The sequence below is a fragment of the Halorientalis sp. LT38 genome, from assembly GCF_037031225.1.
Lineage (GTDB): Archaea > Halobacteriota > Halobacteria > Halobacteriales > Haloarculaceae > Halorientalis > Halorientalis halophila.
In genome coordinates this window covers 1,836,076-1,853,797 of the sequence record NZ_JAYEZN010000001.1, presented here as the reverse complement: position 1 = coordinate 1,853,797, position 17,722 = coordinate 1,836,076, and the positions used below count along the sequence as shown (strand labels likewise).

Annotated in this window: 13 protein-coding genes; 6 read left to right on the top strand and 7 right to left on the bottom strand. The window is 67.3% G+C overall.

Annotated features, from left to right (window positions below):
- Positions 1–64: 64 nt before the first annotated feature.
- Positions 65–700, bottom strand: a complete 636-nt coding sequence (locus tag U5918_RS09420) for a DsbA family oxidoreductase (protein WP_336001095.1) — start codon at positions 698–700, stop codon at positions 65–67.
- Positions 701–778: 78 nt separating this feature from the next.
- Entirely contained in the window at positions 779–925 is a 147-nt protein-coding gene (locus U5918_RS09415) for a DUF7331 family protein (protein WP_336001094.1), read from the bottom strand.
- 205 nt (positions 926–1,130) lie between these two features.
- Between U5918_RS09415 and thiD the strand changes: the two genes are divergently transcribed.
- Together thiD and U5918_RS09405 are read left to right on the top strand one after the other, a co-directional pair.
- Positions 1,131–2,486 carry a bifunctional hydroxymethylpyrimidine kinase/phosphomethylpyrimidine kinase gene (gene thiD, locus U5918_RS09410; RefSeq protein ID WP_336001093.1) on the top strand — a complete coding sequence of 452 codons (1,356 nt, stop codon included), beginning with the start codon at positions 1,131–1,133 and terminating at the stop codon, positions 2,484–2,486.
- A 91-nt stretch (positions 2,487–2,577) separates the two neighbouring features.
- Entirely contained in the window at positions 2,578–4,119 is a 1,542-nt protein-coding gene (locus tag U5918_RS09405) for a two-component system sensor histidine kinase NtrB (RefSeq protein ID WP_336001092.1), read from the top strand.
- Positions 4,120–4,131: 12 nt separating this feature from the next.
- Here the strand turns inward: U5918_RS09405 and U5918_RS09400 are convergent, their stop codons facing one another.
- Both U5918_RS09400 and U5918_RS09395 read right to left on the bottom strand, forming a co-directional pair.
- A complete protein-coding gene (locus U5918_RS09400; RefSeq protein ID WP_336001091.1) occupies positions 4,132–5,655 on the bottom strand; it encodes a CocE/NonD family hydrolase in 1,524 nt (507 codons plus the stop codon).
- 111 nt (positions 5,656–5,766) lie between these two features.
- Positions 5,767–7,266, bottom strand: coding sequence for an alpha/beta fold hydrolase (locus U5918_RS09395; protein ID WP_336001090.1), 1,500 nt, complete (start codon positions 7,264–7,266; stop codon positions 5,767–5,769).
- 159 nt (positions 7,267–7,425) lie between these two features.
- Here U5918_RS09395 and mutS point away from each other — a divergent pair, with 159 nt between their 5' ends.
- On the top strand, positions 7,426–10,110 hold the full coding sequence (mutS, locus tag U5918_RS09390) for a DNA mismatch repair protein MutS (protein WP_336001089.1): 2,685 nt from the start codon (positions 7,426–7,428) through the stop codon (positions 10,108–10,110).
- A gap of 55 nt (positions 10,111–10,165) precedes the next feature.
- Here mutS and U5918_RS09385 read toward each other — a convergent pair whose 3' ends face one another.
- The 3 genes from U5918_RS09385 to U5918_RS09375 form a co-directional block, all read right to left on the bottom strand.
- Entirely contained in the window at positions 10,166–12,454 is a 2,289-nt protein-coding gene (locus U5918_RS09385) for a copper-translocating P-type ATPase (RefSeq protein ID WP_336001088.1), read from the bottom strand.
- A gap of 147 nt (positions 12,455–12,601) precedes the next feature.
- A complete protein-coding gene (locus U5918_RS09380) occupies positions 12,602–12,799 on the bottom strand; it encodes a CopZ family metallochaperone (RefSeq protein ID WP_336001087.1) in 198 nt (65 codons plus the stop codon).
- Positions 12,800–13,092: 293 nt separating this feature from the next.
- Entirely contained in the window at positions 13,093–13,983 is an 891-nt protein-coding gene (locus U5918_RS09375; protein WP_336001086.1) for a mechanosensitive ion channel family protein, read from the bottom strand.
- Positions 13,984–14,266: 283 nt separating this feature from the next.
- Here U5918_RS09375 and U5918_RS09370 point away from each other — a divergent pair, with 283 nt between their 5' ends.
- From U5918_RS09370 to acnA, 3 genes are all read left to right on the top strand, one after another.
- Positions 14,267–14,419, top strand: a complete 153-nt coding sequence (locus U5918_RS09370; RefSeq protein ID WP_336001085.1) for a hypothetical protein — start codon at positions 14,267–14,269, stop codon at positions 14,417–14,419.
- A gap of 57 nt (positions 14,420–14,476) precedes the next feature.
- Entirely contained in the window at positions 14,477–14,713 is a 237-nt protein-coding gene (locus U5918_RS09365) for a PhlB family protein (protein WP_336001084.1), read from the top strand.
- A gap of 146 nt (positions 14,714–14,859) precedes the next feature.
- Positions 14,860–17,574, top strand: a complete 2,715-nt coding sequence (gene acnA / locus U5918_RS09360; protein WP_336001083.1) for an aconitate hydratase AcnA — start codon at positions 14,860–14,862, stop codon at positions 17,572–17,574.
- Positions 17,575–17,722: the final 148 nt, after the last annotated feature.

The following is a 17,722-nucleotide window of genomic DNA, read 5'->3' as shown; positions in this document are numbered from 1 at the left end:
CCCGGTGTTTCGGTCGGCGTTATCCCGTCGCGTGGTCGTTCCACTGCCTCACGGCGGCCCCGTCTCAGACGCCCTCGACCAGCCGTCGTAACTGCTCCGGCGGCACCGCACCGCGGGCCGCATAGCCGTCGTACGCGAAGGTCGGCACGCCCGTGATCCCCTGTTCTCTGGCCTCGTCGAACAACTCTCGAACCCGCTCGCGCAGGTCGTCGTCGGCCACCGCGTCACGGACCAGCTCGGGGTCGATCCCGGTCTCGTCGGCGAGGTCGGCCAGTACGTCCGGGTCGCCGATGTCCCGACCCTCGGTCCAGAGCGCCTCGAAGATCGCCCAGTCGAACTCGAGCCACTGCTCGTAGTCGTACTCCTCGCGGACGCGAACGGAGGCCAGTTGGGCGTTCAGCGAGTCGATATCGCGGGAGAGTTCGAGATCCATCTCCACGTCGTACTCGTCCTGCAGGCGGCGGACGTTCTCGCGGGCCTGTTCGTAGTAGTCCTCGTCCTTCCCGTCGTCGACGTCGTGGTCGATGCTCCCGTCCGGGTTGCGCTTCCCTGCTCGGAGGTCGTAGGGGTGCCAGTCGATGGCCAGTTCCGCGTCGCGTCCGTCCTGGTACTGCGCCAGCGAGTGCCGGCCCAGGTAACAGAACGGGCAGACGTAGTCCGAAAACACCGTGATCCGTTCGGGGTCCGTGGCGTCGCTCATGGGTGCTGGAGGGGCTGGAGACGGGAAAACGACGCGGTCGGCGAGCGCCGCCGATCCTCACTGACGAACCCTCGCGACTTACTGCTCGAGCGACTGGAACGTGTCGGACTGGATCCACGCCGCGTCGCCGTCGCGGTCGTAGACGATCAGGTCGCCCGCTTCGGTCTCGAATTCTCCGTATTTGTCCGTCCGATCGAGCTCGCTCCGTTCTGCTGGTTCTGCCATATGTCTGTGTTCGCGCGGACGGTTCGACCGCCCGTCGCGTGCTACCTGTATGGCAACCGTTGCCAAATATAAGGGTTCCGCTGAAAGTGATATGGAATATCGTTAGCATACTAGGCCAACTAAGGGAACCTGTCGGGCGAGCAGGCGGGGTGGCCGTTGGTCGCCACCGCCAGCGACTTAGTACGTCCCGGTCGGAGTGTGCGGTATGAGACGACGCGCAGCACCCGACGCCCGGCCGGTCGCGCTGACCGTCGCCGGCAGCGACTCCGGCGGCGGCGCGGGCATCCAGGCCGACCTCAAGACGATGACGGCCTGCGGCGTCTTCGGCACCAGCGCGATCACCAGCGTCACCGCCCAGAACACCCGCGGCGTCGAGGGCAGCCATCTGTTGCCTACGACGGAAATCGAGGCACAGATCGACGCCGTCCTCGACGACTTCGACGTGATGGCGGTCAAGACCGGGATGCTGGCGACCGCGGACGTGATCGAGACGGTGTGCGAGTACGCGCCCGACCTGCCGAACCTCGTCGTCGATCCCGTCATGGTCGCGACCTCGGGCGACCGCCTGCTCGAACCCGACGCCGAAGCGGCCTACGAGGACCTGCTCGCCCACGCGACGCTCGTGACCCCGAACGCGGACGAGGCCGCCGTCCTGACGGGAATCGAGCAGGAGAGCGAAGCCGACATGCGCGCCGCCGGCGAGGAACTGGTCGAGACGGGCGCGACGGCGGCGCTGATCAAGGGCGGGCACGTCTCCGAGGCCGGCACCGACGCCGCCGGCGGCGAGGACGAGGTGGTGGACGTGCTGGTCACGGCCGAGCGCGTCGAGACGTTCCGTCACCCCAGGGTCGACACCGACGCGACCCACGGCTCCGGCTGTACCCTCTCGAGCGCCATCGCGGCACATCTCGCCCGCGACGCCGACCTCCAGTCCGCGGTCGCGGCGGGCGTCGACCTGCTCGCCCGGGCCGTCCGCTACCCGCTCGACGTCGGGCAGGGGCCGGGGAGCGTCCACCACGCCGTCGAACTGCGCGACCGGGCCGCGCGGGACCCGACGGCCGAACGCGTCGCCGAGGCGGTCGAGCGACTCGTCGCCCGCGACGTCTCACCGCTGGTCCCCGCGGTCGGGATGAACGTCGCCGGCGCGACGCCGTACGCCGAACGCCCCGACGAGGTCGCTGCCGTCGAGGGCAAGATCACTCGCACGCGCTCGGGGGTCAGTCCGAACCGGGGCGTCAGGTTCGGGGTCTCGAGTCGCGTGGCCGACCGGCTGGTGGCCGTCCGGGAGGCCGACCCCGACCGCCGCTTCGCCGTGAACTGCCGGTACGACGACGCGGTCGCGGCGGCCCTCTCCGAACTAGACGGGTCGGTCGCGGAGACGGACGACTCGCGACAGCGGGCGGTCAGGGAAGCCGTCGAGCGCCCCGACGGACGGCCCATCGCCGTCGTGAATCCCGGCGGCGAGGGCGTCGTCCCGACGGCGACGCTGCTGGCCGACGACGCCGACCGACTCGTCGAACGAACTGTCAGCGTTCTCGAGACGATAGAACGGGACCGCTGACGGCCAACAGTGCCGTCGGTGCCGGAATTTCTTGCATCGTTCGATTCCGGAAAACATTCAATGGGGTCGGCAAGACTGGCAAGCGAGACCGGTGACGCCCGAGGACACTTCCCCCGCGATACTCGTCGTAGACACCGTCGACGCCGCCCTCGCGGTCCGCCGGCACCTCCCGGACGAGGCCGCGGTGGAACAGGTAGCCGCGGCGTCGGCCGTCCGCGACGCGGTGGCCGACGGCCCCACCTTCGACTGCGTCGTGGTGACCGGCACAGACCCCGACGGGGAGTGGCGTCGGGTCCCCGACGCCGTCGCCGTCCTCCAGCCGACGGTCCCCGTCGTCCTGGCCACGCCGTCGGGAGGCGAGCGACTGGCTGCCGCGGCCGTCGAGGCGGACGTGGTGGCGTACGCGCCCCTCGACAGCGAATCGGGGTCGGCCCCCGATCTCGCCGCGGCCGTCGACGACGCGATCCGGGCGGGGCGCTCGCCGGCGGGCGGCCGGCCCACGGTCGACGACTACCGGACGCTCGTCGAGAACGCGGGCGATCCGATGTACGTGCTGGACGCCGCGGGCCGGTTGGTCCTCTGCAACGAGGCGATGGCCGCGCGGGTGGGCGAGGACGTCGCCGAGATCGTCGGGAGCGACGTCGGGCGGTTCACGACGCCCGAGTCGGTGGCCGCCGCCGACGAGGCGCTGGCCGGCCTGCTCTCGAACGGGGCGTCCCACGCCACCGTCGAGATCGAACTGCTGACGGCGGCCGACGACTCGGTCCCCTGCGAGGTGTCGCTGGCGCCCGTCCGCGACGCCGACGGCCGGTTCGCCGGGTCGGTCGGCGTCGTCCGCGACATCGGCGACCGAAAGCGCCGGGAAGAGGCCCTGGAGCGACAGAACGAGCGCCTGGAGCGATTCGCCGGCGTCGTCTCCCACGACCTGCGCAACCCGATGGAGGTCGCCCGCGGGCGGCTCGAACTCGCCCGCGAGACCGGCGCGGACCACCACTTCGACCGGGTAGCGGGCGCCCTCGACCGCATGGAGACCATCGTCGACGACCTGCTCGCGCTGGCCAGCCAGGGCATCGCCGTCCGGGAGACGGAACCCGTCTCGCTCGACCGGATCGCCCGCGAGGCCTGGGCGCTCGTCGACACCGGCGACGCCGTCCTCACCGTCACGACGGACCACCGGGTCAGCGCCGACCCGAGCCGCCTCCAGCAGCTCTTCGAGAACCTCTTCCGTAATTCGGTCGAGCACGGCTCGCCGACCGACGGGTCCGAATTCGTCGCGTCGGAGACGCCCGTCTCGGTCCGCGTCGGCCTCGTCTACCGCGGCGAGGGCGTCCCCGACGGCTTCTACGTCGCCGACGACGGCCCCGGCATCCCGGCCGACCGGCGCGAGTCCGTCTTCGAGTACGGGACCTCCGGCACCGACGAGGGAACCGGCCTCGGGCTCGCCATCGTCAAGGACGTCGTCGACGCCCACGGCTGGCGGATCCGCGTCGCCGACGGCCAGTGGCCCGGGGAACGCACGCGGGTGGACGAACCCACCCGCCGGTCCGACGGCAGCGGCGCCCCGGCCGGGGCCGACGATCCGACCGGCACCGGCGCCCGCTTCGAGATCACCGGCGTCTCGGTGTGCGACTAGCCCCCGACAACTTTAGCGGGTCTCGGCCGATCGCTGGGGGACGTGAACCCGCGACTCGCCCGGTCGGACCGTGACCCCCTCCGATTCGCGCGAGTCGAGGTAGTAGGGGCTGGACACCTCGATCTGGATGCCGAACTCGTCGCCCGCCGAGACGAACCGCTGGAAGGTCGGGAACTCGAAGCTCGGCCGGCTGACGCCCGAGCCCTCGATGCGGTAGGCCTCGCCGATGCCATTGATCGGCTCCCCCTGGTAGAGGAGGTTGACGAAGAGGCGGGCCTCGGGCCCCTCGACGTCGACCGAGAGGTCGATCTGCGGCGTCCCGAACCACTCGGCCGTCTCGTCGACGCGCCAGGTGTAGGTGACCTGCGAGTCGTACCAGAAGCTCCAGCGTTCGATGCGGTCGTCGCCGTCGGCGCTCGCGTCGGCGAGTTCGTAGGCCACCGGCTCGGTGTCGGCCGGCGGGAACTGGTCCTCGGTCCGGAACTCCTCGCGCTGTTTGAGGTAGGTCGTGGACTGGGCGACGTCCGCGTCTTCGCCGCGGACGTGCCGGTCGAGCCAGTCGGCGGCGAGGCCGTTCATGTACTCGCGCTGGTCGAGCGGGACCGTGATCTCCTCGGGGGCGTGGCCGCCCTCGTAGAAGGCGATCCGGGAGTCGACGCCGCTGTCCTGTAGCGCGCGGTAGGTCCGGACGGACTCGAGGGGCTTGAACAGCGAGTCGTCCCAGCCCTGCACGAGGAACGTCGGCGTGTCGTAGCCCTCGAAGAACGGGAAGGACCGATCCTCGTTGAGTTCGAGGATTCCTTCCGGTAGCTCGTTGGTCCGCAACGCCTCCTCGTACCAGTCGTACAGCCGCGGATCGATCTCCGTGTCCGGCCCGACGAGGCTGGTGCTGATGCCTCCGAGGCCCAGCAGGATCGACAGCCAGCCGATCTTGATGACGCCGTTGGGCGCAAGCGAGTACTGCAGGTCGTTCCAGGTGATCCGCGGCACCACGGCGTCGATCCGGTCGTCGGCCGCCGCCGCCGAGAGCTGGATGCCGCCGGCGTAGGAGACGCCGTCCATCCCCACGCGGGGATCGTCCGTCCCGTCCAGGGCCACCTCCGGCCGGTTCGCCAGCCAGTCGATCATCCGCTGGGCGTCCTTGATCTCGTTCGGGCCGTCGAGGCCGACTGTCCCCTCGGAGCTCCCGAACCCGCGTGAGTCGTAGGTCAGGACGTTGTAGCCGTTCTTGGCGTGGTTCTTCGCCTTCGGCACGGTCAGCGGCGACTCCCGGAACGCGCCCCAGCCGTGAGTCATCAGCACCGCCGGCTGTGGCTCGTTCGCGTCCGGGGTGTAGAGCGTCGCCTCCAGTTCGGTTCCGTCCCAGGACTCGATGGTGTAGTCGGTCGTCGAGATGCCCGACCCGAACGAGGCGGTCGCCGTCCCCACGCCGGCCGACAGCGCCGTCAGCGCCGCCCCCGTCGCGCCGATGAATCGCCTGCGAGTCGCGCGTCCCGTTCCTGTCCCTCTCCCGTCGTCGTTGCGATCTGCTCCCATGTTACCCACCAACAATCATCACGAACGAACGTATCAAACTGTTCGTTCCGAATTTACTTGCCGGAAAGTAAGGACGAACGAAAACTCGGGATCGGCTCCGTCGTCGAGGCGCTATCGCGGGCGCTGTGGGACCTTAATCTGCGAGGCGGCGGGGTCGACGGTCACGCCGTCGGCCTCGTCCGCGTCGAGGTAGAGCAGGTCGGAGATGTAGATTCTGAGACCGAGTTCGTCGCCCTTCGAGAGGTACCGCTGGAGCGTCGAGAACTCGAACTCGATCCGGTGTCGGCCCGTCCCCTCGACGCGATAGGCCTCGCCCACGTTGATCTTCTCCCCGTCGTGCTGGAGTTCGAAGAACAGGTGGGCCGTCTCGCCGCCGACGTCGACAGTCAGATCGAACCGGGGCGTACCGGCGATCTCGACGTCGCGGTCGACCGTCCAGGTGTAGGTGGCCTCGGTGTCGGCGAAGAAACTCCACTTCTCGAGGCGCTCGGTCCCCGAAAGGGTGGCTGCGCCGAAGTCGTAGGTCACCGGCTCGGCCTCTGGCAGCGGGAACGCGTCGCTCGTCCCCCACTCGCCGGACTGTTTCTCGTACCACGTGAGCCTGGGGACGTCGGTGTCAGCGCCGCGGACGTGGCGATCGAGCCAGTCGAGGGCCAGCCCGTCCAGGTAGCCGCCGGACGTGCCGGCGACCCCGCCGGCGCTGAGCGAGTGGCCGCCGGCGTAGAAGGCCAGCCGCGACTCGACTCCCTTCTCCTGCATGAGCCGGTCCGCCCAGGTGGCCTCGATGGGCTTGAACAGCGTGTCGTCCCACCCCTGTATCTGCAGGGTCGGCGTCGCGAACTCGTCGGCGTTGTACAGCAGCGACCGCTTCTTCCCGTCCTCGACTGCGTCCGGGGGCTGTTCGTTGGTCTTCAGCGCCTCCTTGAACCAGTCGAAGGCGTCCGGCCGGACGTTCGAGTCCGGATCGAGGTCCCACGTCGCGACCTCGCCGAGGCCCAGCAGGGCGGCGATCCAGCCGCTCTTGACGACGCCGTTCGGTGCCAGCGAGTAGACCAGGTCGCTCCAGCCGATCCGCGGGACGAGCGCGTCGACGCGGTCGTCCGCGGCCGCGAGGTTCAGCTGGATGCCGCCCGCGTAGGATCGCCCGTCCATACCGAGTCGGGGATTGCCCGGTCCGTCGAGGGCGACCTCCCGGCGGTTCGCCAGCCAGTCGATCAGGTGCTGGGCGTCCCTGACCTCTTTCGGTCCATTGAGGCCGACCGTGCCGCTGGAGTCGCCGAAACCTCGCGAGTCGTACGTCAGGACGTTGTAGCCGTTCGCGGCGTAGCGCTCGGCGTCGCCGGCGACGTTGCCCCGACTGCTCCCCCAGCCGTGGGTCATCAACACTGTGGGATTCGGGCCGCTTTCGGCCGGTGTGAAAAAGGTCGTCGCGAGCGGCGTCCCGTCCCACGAGTCGATCGTCCGGTCGGTCGACGTGATCCCCGACCCCGACTGCTGGGCCGTCGCGGTGCCGACGCCGAGCGCGAGCGCCGCCGTCGCCGCCCCGGTCGACCGCAGGAACCCCCGTCGTTCGATACCTCGCTCCCGTGAATCGCCTCTCTCCCCTGTCATGTCTCCGCCGGCACAGAACCGCCCCATTCCGGTACTTCGTCTGCCGTCTATCTCCGGTTATTTATTACGCAGATAATAGAAAGAAACAATCTGCTACTCCGGCGTCGACCCCGTCGCCGACCCACAGCGTTTTATTCGGTGTCGCTCCCAGGGAGTGGTATGACCGAGGCGACGGGCATCGTCGGGGAGTTCCTCGCCCTGAAGGAGGGGACCGACGCGGATCTGTTGGCCATGCAGTGTGGCGACTTCTACGAGTTCTTCGACGAGGACGCCGAGATCGTCGCCGACGAACTCGACCTGACGGTGTCCCAGAAGTCCTCGCACGGCTCGTCGTACCCGATGGCGGGCGTGCCCGTCGACGACCTGACGCCCTACCTCACCGCGCTGGTCGAACGCGGCTACCGCGTGGCCGTCGCCGACCAGCACGAGACCGCCGACGGCCACGAGCGCGAGATCACCCGCATCGTGACACCGGGGACGCTCGTCGAGACGACCGACGCCGACGCCCAGTACCTCGCGACGATCGTGCGCGAGGGCGACGGCTACGGCGTCGCCGCCGCCGACCTGACGACCGGGCAGTTCCTCGTGACCAGCGTCGACGGCGAGGACGCCGCAGCGGCGCTTTTGACGGAGCTGTACAAGTTCGACCCCGCAGAGGTGCTGCCCGGGCCGGACGTGCGCAACGACGAGCAAATCCTCGACCGGATCCGCGACCGGACGACGGCGACGCTGACGCTGCACGCCGCCGACGCCTTCGCACCGGGCCGGGCGCGCCACACCGTCCGCGAGCAGTTTGGGTCCGACACGCTGGAGAGCGTCGGCATCGCCGACGACGGGGCGGCGATCCGCGCCGCGGGGGCGGTCCTGCACTACGTCGAGACCACGGGGCAGGGAGCGCTGGCGTCGGTGACGCGCCTGCAGACCTACGACGGGGGCGACCACGTCGAACTCGACGCGACGACCCAGCGCAACCTCGAACTCACCGAGACGATGCAGGGCGACCGCTCAGGCTCGCTGTTCGACACGATCGATCACACCGTCACGAGCGCCGGCGGCCGCCTGCTGAGCCAGTGGCTCGTCCGCCCCCGCCGGTCGCGAGCCGAACTCCAGCGCCGCCAGTCCGCGGTGGCCGCGCTCGCCGAGGCCGCGATGGCCCGCGAGGAACTCCGGGAGATCCTCGACGGCGCGTACGACCTCGAACGACTCGCCAGCCGGGCGGCCGCCGGCAGCGCCGACGCGGGCGACCTGCTCCGGGTCGCCGAGACGCTCGCCCTGCTGCCCGAGGCCGCCGCCGCAATCGACCGGACCGACCGCCTGGCCGAGTCGCCACTCGCCGAGGTCGTCACCGACGAGGACCGCGAGACCGCCGCCGAACTGGCCGCCGAACTCGACGAGGCGCTGGCGGACGATCCGCCGACCACCGTGACACAGGGCGGCCTCTTCAGGCGAGGGTACGACGACGATCTCGACGAGATCATCGAGCGCCACGAGTCGGCGAAAGAGTGGATCGAGACGCTGGACGACCGCGAGAAGGAGAACCATGGAATCACGCACCTGCAGGTCGACCGGAACAAGACGGACGGGTACTACATCCAGGTCGGCAAGAGCGAGGCCGACGAGGTGCCCGGCGAGTACGACGCGATCAAGACGCTGAAGAACTCGGAGCGGTTCACCATCCCGGAACTCGAGGAGAAAGAGCGGGAGATCCTCCGGCTGGAGGAACGGCGGGGCGACCTTGAGTACGAACTGTTCCAGGAGCTCAGAGACCGGGTGGCCGCGCGGGCGACGCTCCTGCAGGACGCCGGCCGGGCGCTGGCGGAACTCGACGCGCTGGCGAGTCTGGCGACCCACGCGGTCCGCAACGACTGGACGCGCCCGGAACTCCTCGCGGACCAGTCGCTCGACGTCCGGCAGGGTCGCCACCCCGTCGTCGAGCAGACCACTTCCTTCGTCCCGAACGACCTGACGATGGACGACGACCGGCGCTTCCTGATCGTCACCGGCCCCAACATGAGCGGGAAGTCGACGTACATGCGCCAGGCGGCACTGATCACGCTGCTGGCGCAGGTCGGCAGTTTCGTCCCCGCCGAATCGGCCCGCGTGGGGCTGGTCGACGGTATCTACACCCGCGTCGGCGCACTGGACGAACTCGCACAGGGGCGCTCGACGTTCATGGTCGAGATGCAGGAGCTCAGTAACATCCTCCACTCGGCGACCGACGAGTCGCTCGTGATTCTGGACGAGGTGGGGCGGGGGACCGCTACCTACGACGGCATCTCCATCGCCTGGGCGGCGACGGAGTACATCGTCAACCGGATCCAGTCGAAGACCCTGTTCGCGACCCACTACCACGAACTCACGGCGCTAGGGGACGAACTGCCGACCGTGGAGAACGTCCACGTCGCTGCGGACGAAGCGGACGGTGACGTCACCTTCCTGCGGACGGTCCGGGACGGGGCGACGGACCGCTCCTACGGGATTCACGTCGCCGATCTCGCGGGCGTCCCCGAGCCCGTCGTGGACCGCTCGCGAGACGTGCTCGACCGCCTCCGCGCGGACGAAGCGATCGAGATCAAGGGCAGTGGCACGGGCGGCGGAACGAAGCAAGCCGTGTTCGACCTCGATTCCGGTGAGTTCGTGAGTAGTGGACAGAAGGCTGGTCAGCAGGAAGTCAAGGCTGACGGCAGTTCCGCACGGGTCGACGAGCGACCCGCGGGTCCCGACCTCGACCCGGAGATGGAAGCCGTGCTCGACGAACTACAGGATCTCGACGTGAGCGAGGTGCCACCCGTCGAGTTGATGGCGAGAGTCCAGGAGTGGCAGCAGCGCCTGGACGAGGAGTGAGTCTACCTAAATCAACACCACAGAACGGCCCCTCCTGAAGCGAGTCGGGAGGGGTTCAGTCTGCAGTTCGAGCGTCAGGCGGTGGTGTCACTCCTGGCAGGTCAGGGAGAGACAGATCCACGCGCCGGAGCAGTTGCGCGTTGATGGCGACGATGATCGTACTCAGCGACATCAGGAGCGCGCCCACGGCCGGCGACAGCAAAATCCCGATCGGAGCCAACACGCCCGCTGCAAGCGGAAGTGCGAAGACGTTGTAGCCGGCCGCCCAGACGATATTTTCCTGCATCTTCCGGTAGCTCGCTTTGCTCAGTTTGACGAGCCGAACCACGTCCATCGGGTTGTTCTGGACGAGGATGACGTCGGCCGACTGAACCGCCACGTCGGTGCCGCTCCCGATAGCGATCCCGACGTCGGCTCGCGTGAGCGCTGGCGCGTCGTTCACGCCGTCACCGACCATCCCTACGAGCTTTCCCTGGTCCTGGAGTTCCTGGACTTTCTCGTCCTTGTCTCCCGGGAGGACCTCCGCGAACACCGTGTCGATGCCCAGTTCGTCGGCGACGGCGTCGGCGACGTCATGGGAGTCACCGGTCAGCATCGCTACCTCGATGCCCAGATCGTGGAGGGCGTCGACGACACGGAAACTCTCCTCGCGGATCACGTCGGCCATTGCGAACGCGGCGATCAACTCCCCCTCGCGGACCAGGTAGACCACCGTCTGAGCGTTCTGGCCGGCTTCGTCAGCGAAGCGCTGGAGGTGGTCGGGAACCTCCCTCTCGAGCTGGGTCAACAGGTTCGGCCCGCCGACGTACACCTCGCCGCTACCGTCGACCTTCGCGCGGACGCCCCGGCCTTTGATCGCCTCGAAGTCGGTCGCGTCGGGAGCGATGAGATCTCGCTCGTCGGCGGCCTCGCGGATAGCTCGCGCGATCATGTGCTCTGAGTCGCTCTCGACGGCCGCCGCAAGCGCGAGCGCGTCGTCCTCGTCGACGCCGTCGACGGTCGCCATGTCCACGACACCGTGTTCGCCTTCGGTGAGCGTCCCCGTCTTGTCGAAGATGATGGCGTCCAAATTTCTCGCCTCTTCCATCGCGATGCGGTCGCGAACGAGCATCCCGTTGCGAGCCGCGAGTGACGTATTGATCGCCACGACCAGCGGGATCGCCAGTCCGAGCGCGTGCGGGCAGGCAATGACGAGCACCGTAACGACGCGCTCGATAACCGTTGCGTTGAACGAGACTGCGAGTGTCCACGCGATTGCTGTCACGACCGCCGCCCCGAGCGCGACGTAGAACAACCAGCCTGCCGCGCGGTCGGCCAACACTTGCGTTTGAGACTTGCTCTGCTGGGCCTCTTCGACCAGTCGCATGATGCCCGCCAGCGTCGTCTCTTCGCCTGTCGCACCGACACGCACGCGGAGGCTGCCGTCGCCGTTGATCGTCCCGCCGATGACTTCGTCGCCGGGTTCCTTCGAGACCGGTTTCGACTCACCCGTGATCATCGACTCCTCGACGTCCGAATCACCCTCCTCGACGATGCCGTCGGCGGGCACACTCGCGCCCGGCCGGACGAGCAAGAGGTCGCCCTCCGAGAGTTCGCTCACCGGGACGTCCTCGGTGTCACCGTCGTCGGTGATTCGCTCGGCGGTATCGGGCATCAGCTTCGCCAGCTCGTCGACTGCGCTCGAGGCACGGCGCACCGACCGCATCTCGATCCAGTGGCCCAGCAGCATGATGTCGATCAGCGTGACGAGCTCCCAGAAGAACGCCGACTGTGCAGGAAAGATGACGGTAGCCAGGCTGTAGACGAACGCGACCGAGATCGCCATCGAGATCAGCGTCATCATCCCCGGTGCCCGATCCTTCAGCTCCGGCCCCGCCATCCGGAGGAACGGGACTCCGCCGTACGCGAAGACGATTATCGCGAAGACGGGATTGATCCACTCGCTACCGGGGAACGCCGGGACGGAGAACCCGAGCCATCCCTGCAACGTTTCGCTGTACAGGAGGACGGGAATCGACAGGAGTGTCGAGACGAAAAAGCGTCGGCGGAACATCTGCTCGTGGCCTTCGTGCATCCCGCCATGGCCCTCGCCGTGGCCCTCGTGGGAACCGTGGTCGGGCCCTTCCCCCTCGGGTTCGGCGTTTTCATGCATCCCGTGGGGAGCCGCCTCACCCGCTGGGTCACTTTGTGCCTCCTCTTCCAGTAGCTCCTGTTCTACTTGTTCCTCATCGAACTCGTTTTCCGCTCCATCGCGCTCGTCGGACCCGTGGTGGTGATGACTGCCGTCCTCCCGCTGACCGTCTTCGCCTGCACCGTTCTGGTTCGTCTCTTCGTGGTCATCCATGAGTCATTTTCTCACTAGGTGGTTCCGCCGGCTTTCTGAATGTTCGGGCCCTGAAACCGTTCGCAGAGTCCATGTGGGCAAACTCCGAAGAGAACGGTGGCCCGTTCGCCTCGGTGCGTTCTGTGCTATCCTCCGACTGTGTTCTCCTCAGACGTGAGCTGTGTACCCGGCGTCTTCGACGGCTTCCACGAGGGCCGTGGCATCCGCGTCACCATCGACGCTTGCCCGTTCTTCCTCTCGGTCGACGGTTACGGCGGTGACGCCGGACACACCCTGTAGCGCCTCTTCGACCGTCTGCTCACAGTGACCGCAGGTCATCCCTTCAACGGTGATCGTCGTCGTCATACAGGGATACCTACGGCGCCCTCTCTTTTGCGGATTTCCCCTCCGATTCCGTAGTAATAGTGCACTCAAACCTCATATTCGAAGGGAATTTTCGCCGCTGCTGTCGAACGTAATCGTCTCCGTAGAGGAATTCTGTGTTGATTACCATACCAGGAAACTCGATCGGGATGGGAACAGCGCCTCGGAATCTTTCCAGCAGGCGTTCAGACACAGTACGGCGGTTTTGGCTCGCACGGAAACCGCCGCCAGTAGTGTCAGCGCGAACTCGCCACCGAATCTGCGGTGTCCGGTTTTCACTCGCTGCTCGTGGCAGGTGAGTCGGCTACACGCTCCGTCACGGTCACTTCCCCCGAGAGCGATTGCGCGGACGGGGGAGCGAGCGTGATATCCTCGTCGTCGAAGTGCCGTTTCACCATCCGTCGGAAGTCGGAGCAAATCGTCGGAATCTCTCTGTTTCTCGGATCGTCGGTCCAGAACTCGGCCTGTATCGTGATCGCGTTCTCCCCGAGTTCGACGATACGCGTCTCCGGCGCTGGATCACCGAGAACCGACTCGAGAGTCGTGGCAATCTGTCGTAACTCGAGCAGGGCCCGCTCGGTGTCCTCGGAATAGGCGACGTACACCTGTTCCGTCATTCGATATCTGTCCCGGCCGTAGGGGCGAGTGATCGGGTTGTTGGTGAGTTCGGTATTCGGGACGGAGATCGTTTCGTGGTTCGGTGTCCGGATCCGGGTGACGCGAAAATCGACTGCCTCGATGGTCCCGTTCCCGCCCGGCCACTCGACCCAGTCGCCGACGTTGAAATCGGGATCGGCGACGAGGAACATCCCGCTGATGAGCGACCCGAACACCTGCTGCCCGGCGATCCCGAAGGCGAACGTGAGGGCGGCGATGATGACCGCCGATTCGGAGAAGATCCCGCCGTAGCCAGCGGCGATGATGCCCGTGAGGGTAGCGAACCCGATCAGAACGACCCGGAGGTACGTCTCCGTCGCGGTCTCGATCGTCGGATTGTTGCGATTACGCGATCTGACGACCTGCGTCACGAACGGGATGAGAACGATCCGGCTCACGAGATAGACGACCCCGAACCCCACGACGAACCAGAACAGTTCCGAGAGCACCTGATCGTACGCCGACAGGACGTCTCTTGCCCATCTCGGCGCAGAAACTTGACCGACCATACACGATATGGGGGGAGTTCCGATAAAAATCCCAATAACAGCCTCCGCTGGTCTCTCTGGGAGTCGCGGTCGCGTCGATTCGGTACCGACCGGCCAGGTGACGGACCATGTATTCATCCTGCCTCTGGGGTGTACTTCGACTGGCGTGCGGCCACGGGGCTGCGGGTCGGGCGTCAGACGTCCGGCTGACGGGGGATTCGTGACCAGCGTTCAGTCCGGTGGTTTTCAGTTCCGGCACGGCTGGCTGACCTATTTACTCGTTCCTGCTCACGAACCGGTATCCATGATCGACCGAATAAAGCGAGCGGTCACAGGACAGGGACAGAAGCGTCTCTTCTGTGAGTGTCGCCACTGTGGCTCACGCATCGACGACCCGACGACGAACTGTCCGCTGTGTGGCTCTTCTGAAGTCGCTCGCTACGACCTCGAATCCTGAACCAGGCGGGGAACGCATCCGCTATCGGAACGGACGTCGTCACTCGACGGGGTCGCCGTGGAACTCCCGCAGTTCGACCTTGCGGATCTTGTCCGTGGTGGTTTCGGGGAGGTCGTCGACGAACTCGACTCGTCGGCGCGGCTCACGGGTCGCGTTACTGCCTCGCTCGCGGACCTCAGTATCGGCGACCGTGTCGAACTCCGGGTCTGTGACCCCGAGACGGTCGGCATCGATCCGGACTTCGACCCGTCCTACGAGGAGGAGTGGCCGATCCACGTCTTCGATCCGGTGTGATCCGGTAGCGACCGAACCGGCCGAGAGAAGCGGCCGCCGGAAGGACAGGGACCGGACTGGCGCGGTCTCGAACCGACTGCGATCGGCACCTCGCAGTATCTGGCCAGAATAAGATGATATATAATTGAGTGGGGGCTAGCTTTCGTATGGCAACGAACGATCCGTTCGACGCGATTCGCGATATCGAGGTCGACGGGACAGCCTACAAGATGGCCGACCTCACGGTGCTCGAAGAAGAAGGACTGTGTGACCTGGATAGCCTTCCGGTGAGCATCCGGATCCTGCTTGAATCCGTCCTCCGCAACGTGGACGGCGAGAACGTCACCGAACAGGACGTGCGGAACGTGGCCTCCTGGGCACCGGACGTGCCGGACGTCGAATTGCCCTTCCAGCCGTCGCGCGTCGTGCTGCAGGACCTGACCGGCGTGCCGGCCGTCGTGGACCTGGCGGCACTGCGCTCGGCCGTCGACCGCAAGGACCGCGATCCGACGCTCGTCGAACCCGAGATCCCCTGCGACCTCGTCATCGACCACAGCGTCCAGGTCGACTACTTCGGCAGCGAGGACGCCTACGAGAAGAACGTCGAACTCGAGTACGAGCGCAACGAGGAGCGCTACCGCTCCATCAAGTGGGCACAGCAGGCCTTCGACAACTTCGAGGTCGTCCCGCCGGGAACCGGGATCGTCCACCAGGTCAACCTGGAACACCTCGGCCGCGTCGTCCACGAGCGCGACGAGGACGGCGACGAGTGGCTCTTCCCGGATACCCTCGTGGGCACCGACAGTCACACGCCCATGATCGGCGGCATCGGCGTCGTCGGCTGGGGCGTCGGTGGCATCGAGGCCGAGGCCGCGATGCTCGGCCAGCCCATCACCATGGGTCTGCCGGAAGTCGTCGGCGTCCGGCTGGAGGGATCCCTGCCCGAAGGCGCGACCGCGACCGACCTCGTGCTCCACCTGACCGAGAAGCTCCGCCAGGTCGGCGTCGTCGACCGCTTCGTCGAGTTCTACGGCCCTGGCGTCCCCGAACTGACCGTCGCCGACCGCGCGACCATCGCCAACATGGCCCCCGAGCAGGGGTCGACCATCAGCATGTTCCCGGTCGACGACAAGACCCTCGAGTACCTCGAACTCACGGGTCGCGACGAGGACCACATCGACCTCGTCGAGGAGTACCTCGAGGCCCAGGGCCTCTTCGGCGAGCAGGAACCCGAGTACACCGAGACCGTCGAGTTCGACCTCGGCGACGTCGAGCCGAGCCTCGCGGGCCACAAGAAGCCCCACTCGCGCATCCCGCTGGGCGACATGGACGAGCACTTCCCGAACCTGCTCGCGGAGCAGGGCGTCGTCCAGGCCGACGGCGCGGCCCCCGTCAAACACGACCTCGACCTCGGAGACAGAGTACCGGTCACGCTCGAGGACGGCAGCGAGGTCGAGATCGGCCACGGCAGCGTCCTGGTCAGCGCGATCACCTCCTGTACGAACACCTCGAACCCCTCGGTGATGCTCGCGGCCGGCCTGCTGGCGCGCAACGCCGTCGAGAAGGGCCTCGACGTGCCCGACTACGTGAAGACGAGCCTGGCACCCGGCAGCCGCGTCGTCACGGCCTATCTCGAAGAGTCCGGGCTGATGGACTACATGGAGGAACTGGGCTACAGCGTCGTCGGCTACGGCTGTACGACCTGTATCGGCAACTCCGGCCCGCTCCAGGACCCCATCGAGGCCGCCATCGACGAGCACGACCTCTGGGCGACGAGCGTCCTCTCCGGGAACCGCAACTTCGAGGCGCGCATCCACCCGAAGATCGCCGCCAACTACCTCGCCAGCCCGCCGCTGGTCGTCGCCTACGGCCTCGCCGGGAAGATGGACATCGACCTCGAGGAGGAGCCGCTCGGACACGACCAGGACGGCGAACCGGTCTACCTCGCGGACATCTGGCCGTCCACCGAGGAGATCCACGACATGGTCCACAACAGCGTCTCCCCGGAGATGTTCGAGGAGAAGTACGCCTCCGTCTACGAGGGCGACGAGCGCTGGGAAGCGCTCGACGCGCCCTCCGGCGAGGTCTACGAGTGGGACGACGAGTCCACCTACATCCGCGAGCCCCCGTTCTTCCAGGACTTCCCGCTCGAAGAGCCGGGCGTCGAGGACATCGCGAACGCCCGCTGTCTCATGACGCTCGGCGATACGGTCACCACCGACCACATCAGCCCCGCCGGGCCGTTCGGTGAGGACCTGCCCGCCGGGCAGTGGCTCAAGGAGCGCGGCGTCGCGCCCCACGAGTTCAACACGTACGGCTCGCGCCGCGGCAACCACGAGGTCATGATGCGCGGGACCTTCGCGAACGTCCGCATCGAAAACGAGATGCTCGACGGCAAGCAGGGTGGCTACGCCAAACACCTGCCGAGCGGCGAGGAGACCACCGTCTTCGACGCCAGCGAGCGCTACCGCGACGACGAGACGCCGCTGGTCGTCATGTCCGGCGAGGAGTTCGGGACCGGGTCCAGCCGTGACTGGGCGGCCAAGGGGACCGACCTGCTGGGCATCCGCGCGACCATCGCCAAGAGCTACGAGCGCATCTACCGCGACAACCTCCTCGGCATGGGCGTCCTGCCCCTGCAGTTCGCCGAGGGCGAGGGCTGGGAGGAACTCGGCCTCGACGGCACCGAAGTGTTCTCCATCGAGGGCCTCGACGACGGCCTCGAGATGAACGACGAACTCACAGTCGTCGCCGAAGCCGACGACGGCGAGACGACGGAGTTCCAGGTCACCGCGCAGGTGTCCACGCCGGCAGCCGTCAAGTATATCGAGAACGGCGGCGTCCTCCACCTCGTGCTTCGCCGCCTCCTCACGCAGGAGTAGGTGCGGCACACCCCATAACACTCGTCGCGCGCACCGGACTGCCGGGGCACGCGACACCGGGCGTTCTGTCCCACGTTTCGCGACGGCTGCCACCGGGGCGGCCGACTGCGAACTCGACGCGTCTCGATCCGCCAGCGAGAGCCATCGT

Bases quoted from the DNA above. Each gene is read 5' to 3' on its own strand.
- U5918_RS09375 (WP_336001086.1), bottom strand. From the start codon at position 13,983: ATGGTCGGTCAAGTTTCTGCGCCGAGATGGGCAAGAGACGTCCTGTCG.
- U5918_RS09415 (WP_336001094.1), bottom strand. From the start codon at position 925: ATGGCAGAACCAGCAGAACGGAGCGAGCTCGATCGGACGGACAAATAC.
- U5918_RS09395 (WP_336001090.1), bottom strand. From the start codon at position 7,266: ATGACAGGGGAGAGAGGCGATTCACGGGAGCGAGGTATCGAACGACGG.
- acnA (WP_336001083.1), top strand. From the start codon at position 14,860: ATGGCAACGAACGATCCGTTCGACGCGATTCGCGATATCGAGGTCGAC.
- thiD (WP_336001093.1), top strand. From the start codon at position 1,131: ATGAGACGACGCGCAGCACCCGACGCCCGGCCGGTCGCGCTGACCGTC.
- U5918_RS09385 (WP_336001088.1), bottom strand. From the start codon at position 12,454: ATGGATGACCACGAAGAGACGAACCAGAACGGTGCAGGCGAAGACGGT.
- U5918_RS09400 (WP_336001091.1), bottom strand. From the start codon at position 5,655: ATGGGAGCAGATCGCAACGACGACGGGAGAGGGACAGGAACGGGACGC.
- U5918_RS09380 (WP_336001087.1), bottom strand. From the start codon at position 12,799: ATGACGACGACGATCACCGTTGAAGGGATGACCTGCGGTCACTGTGAG.
- U5918_RS09420 (WP_336001095.1), bottom strand. From the start codon at position 700: ATGAGCGACGCCACGGACCCCGAACGGATCACGGTGTTTTCGGACTAC.
- mutS (WP_336001089.1), top strand. From the start codon at position 7,426: ATGACCGAGGCGACGGGCATCGTCGGGGAGTTCCTCGCCCTGAAGGAG.
- U5918_RS09370 (WP_336001085.1), top strand. From the start codon at position 14,267: ATGATCGACCGAATAAAGCGAGCGGTCACAGGACAGGGACAGAAGCGT.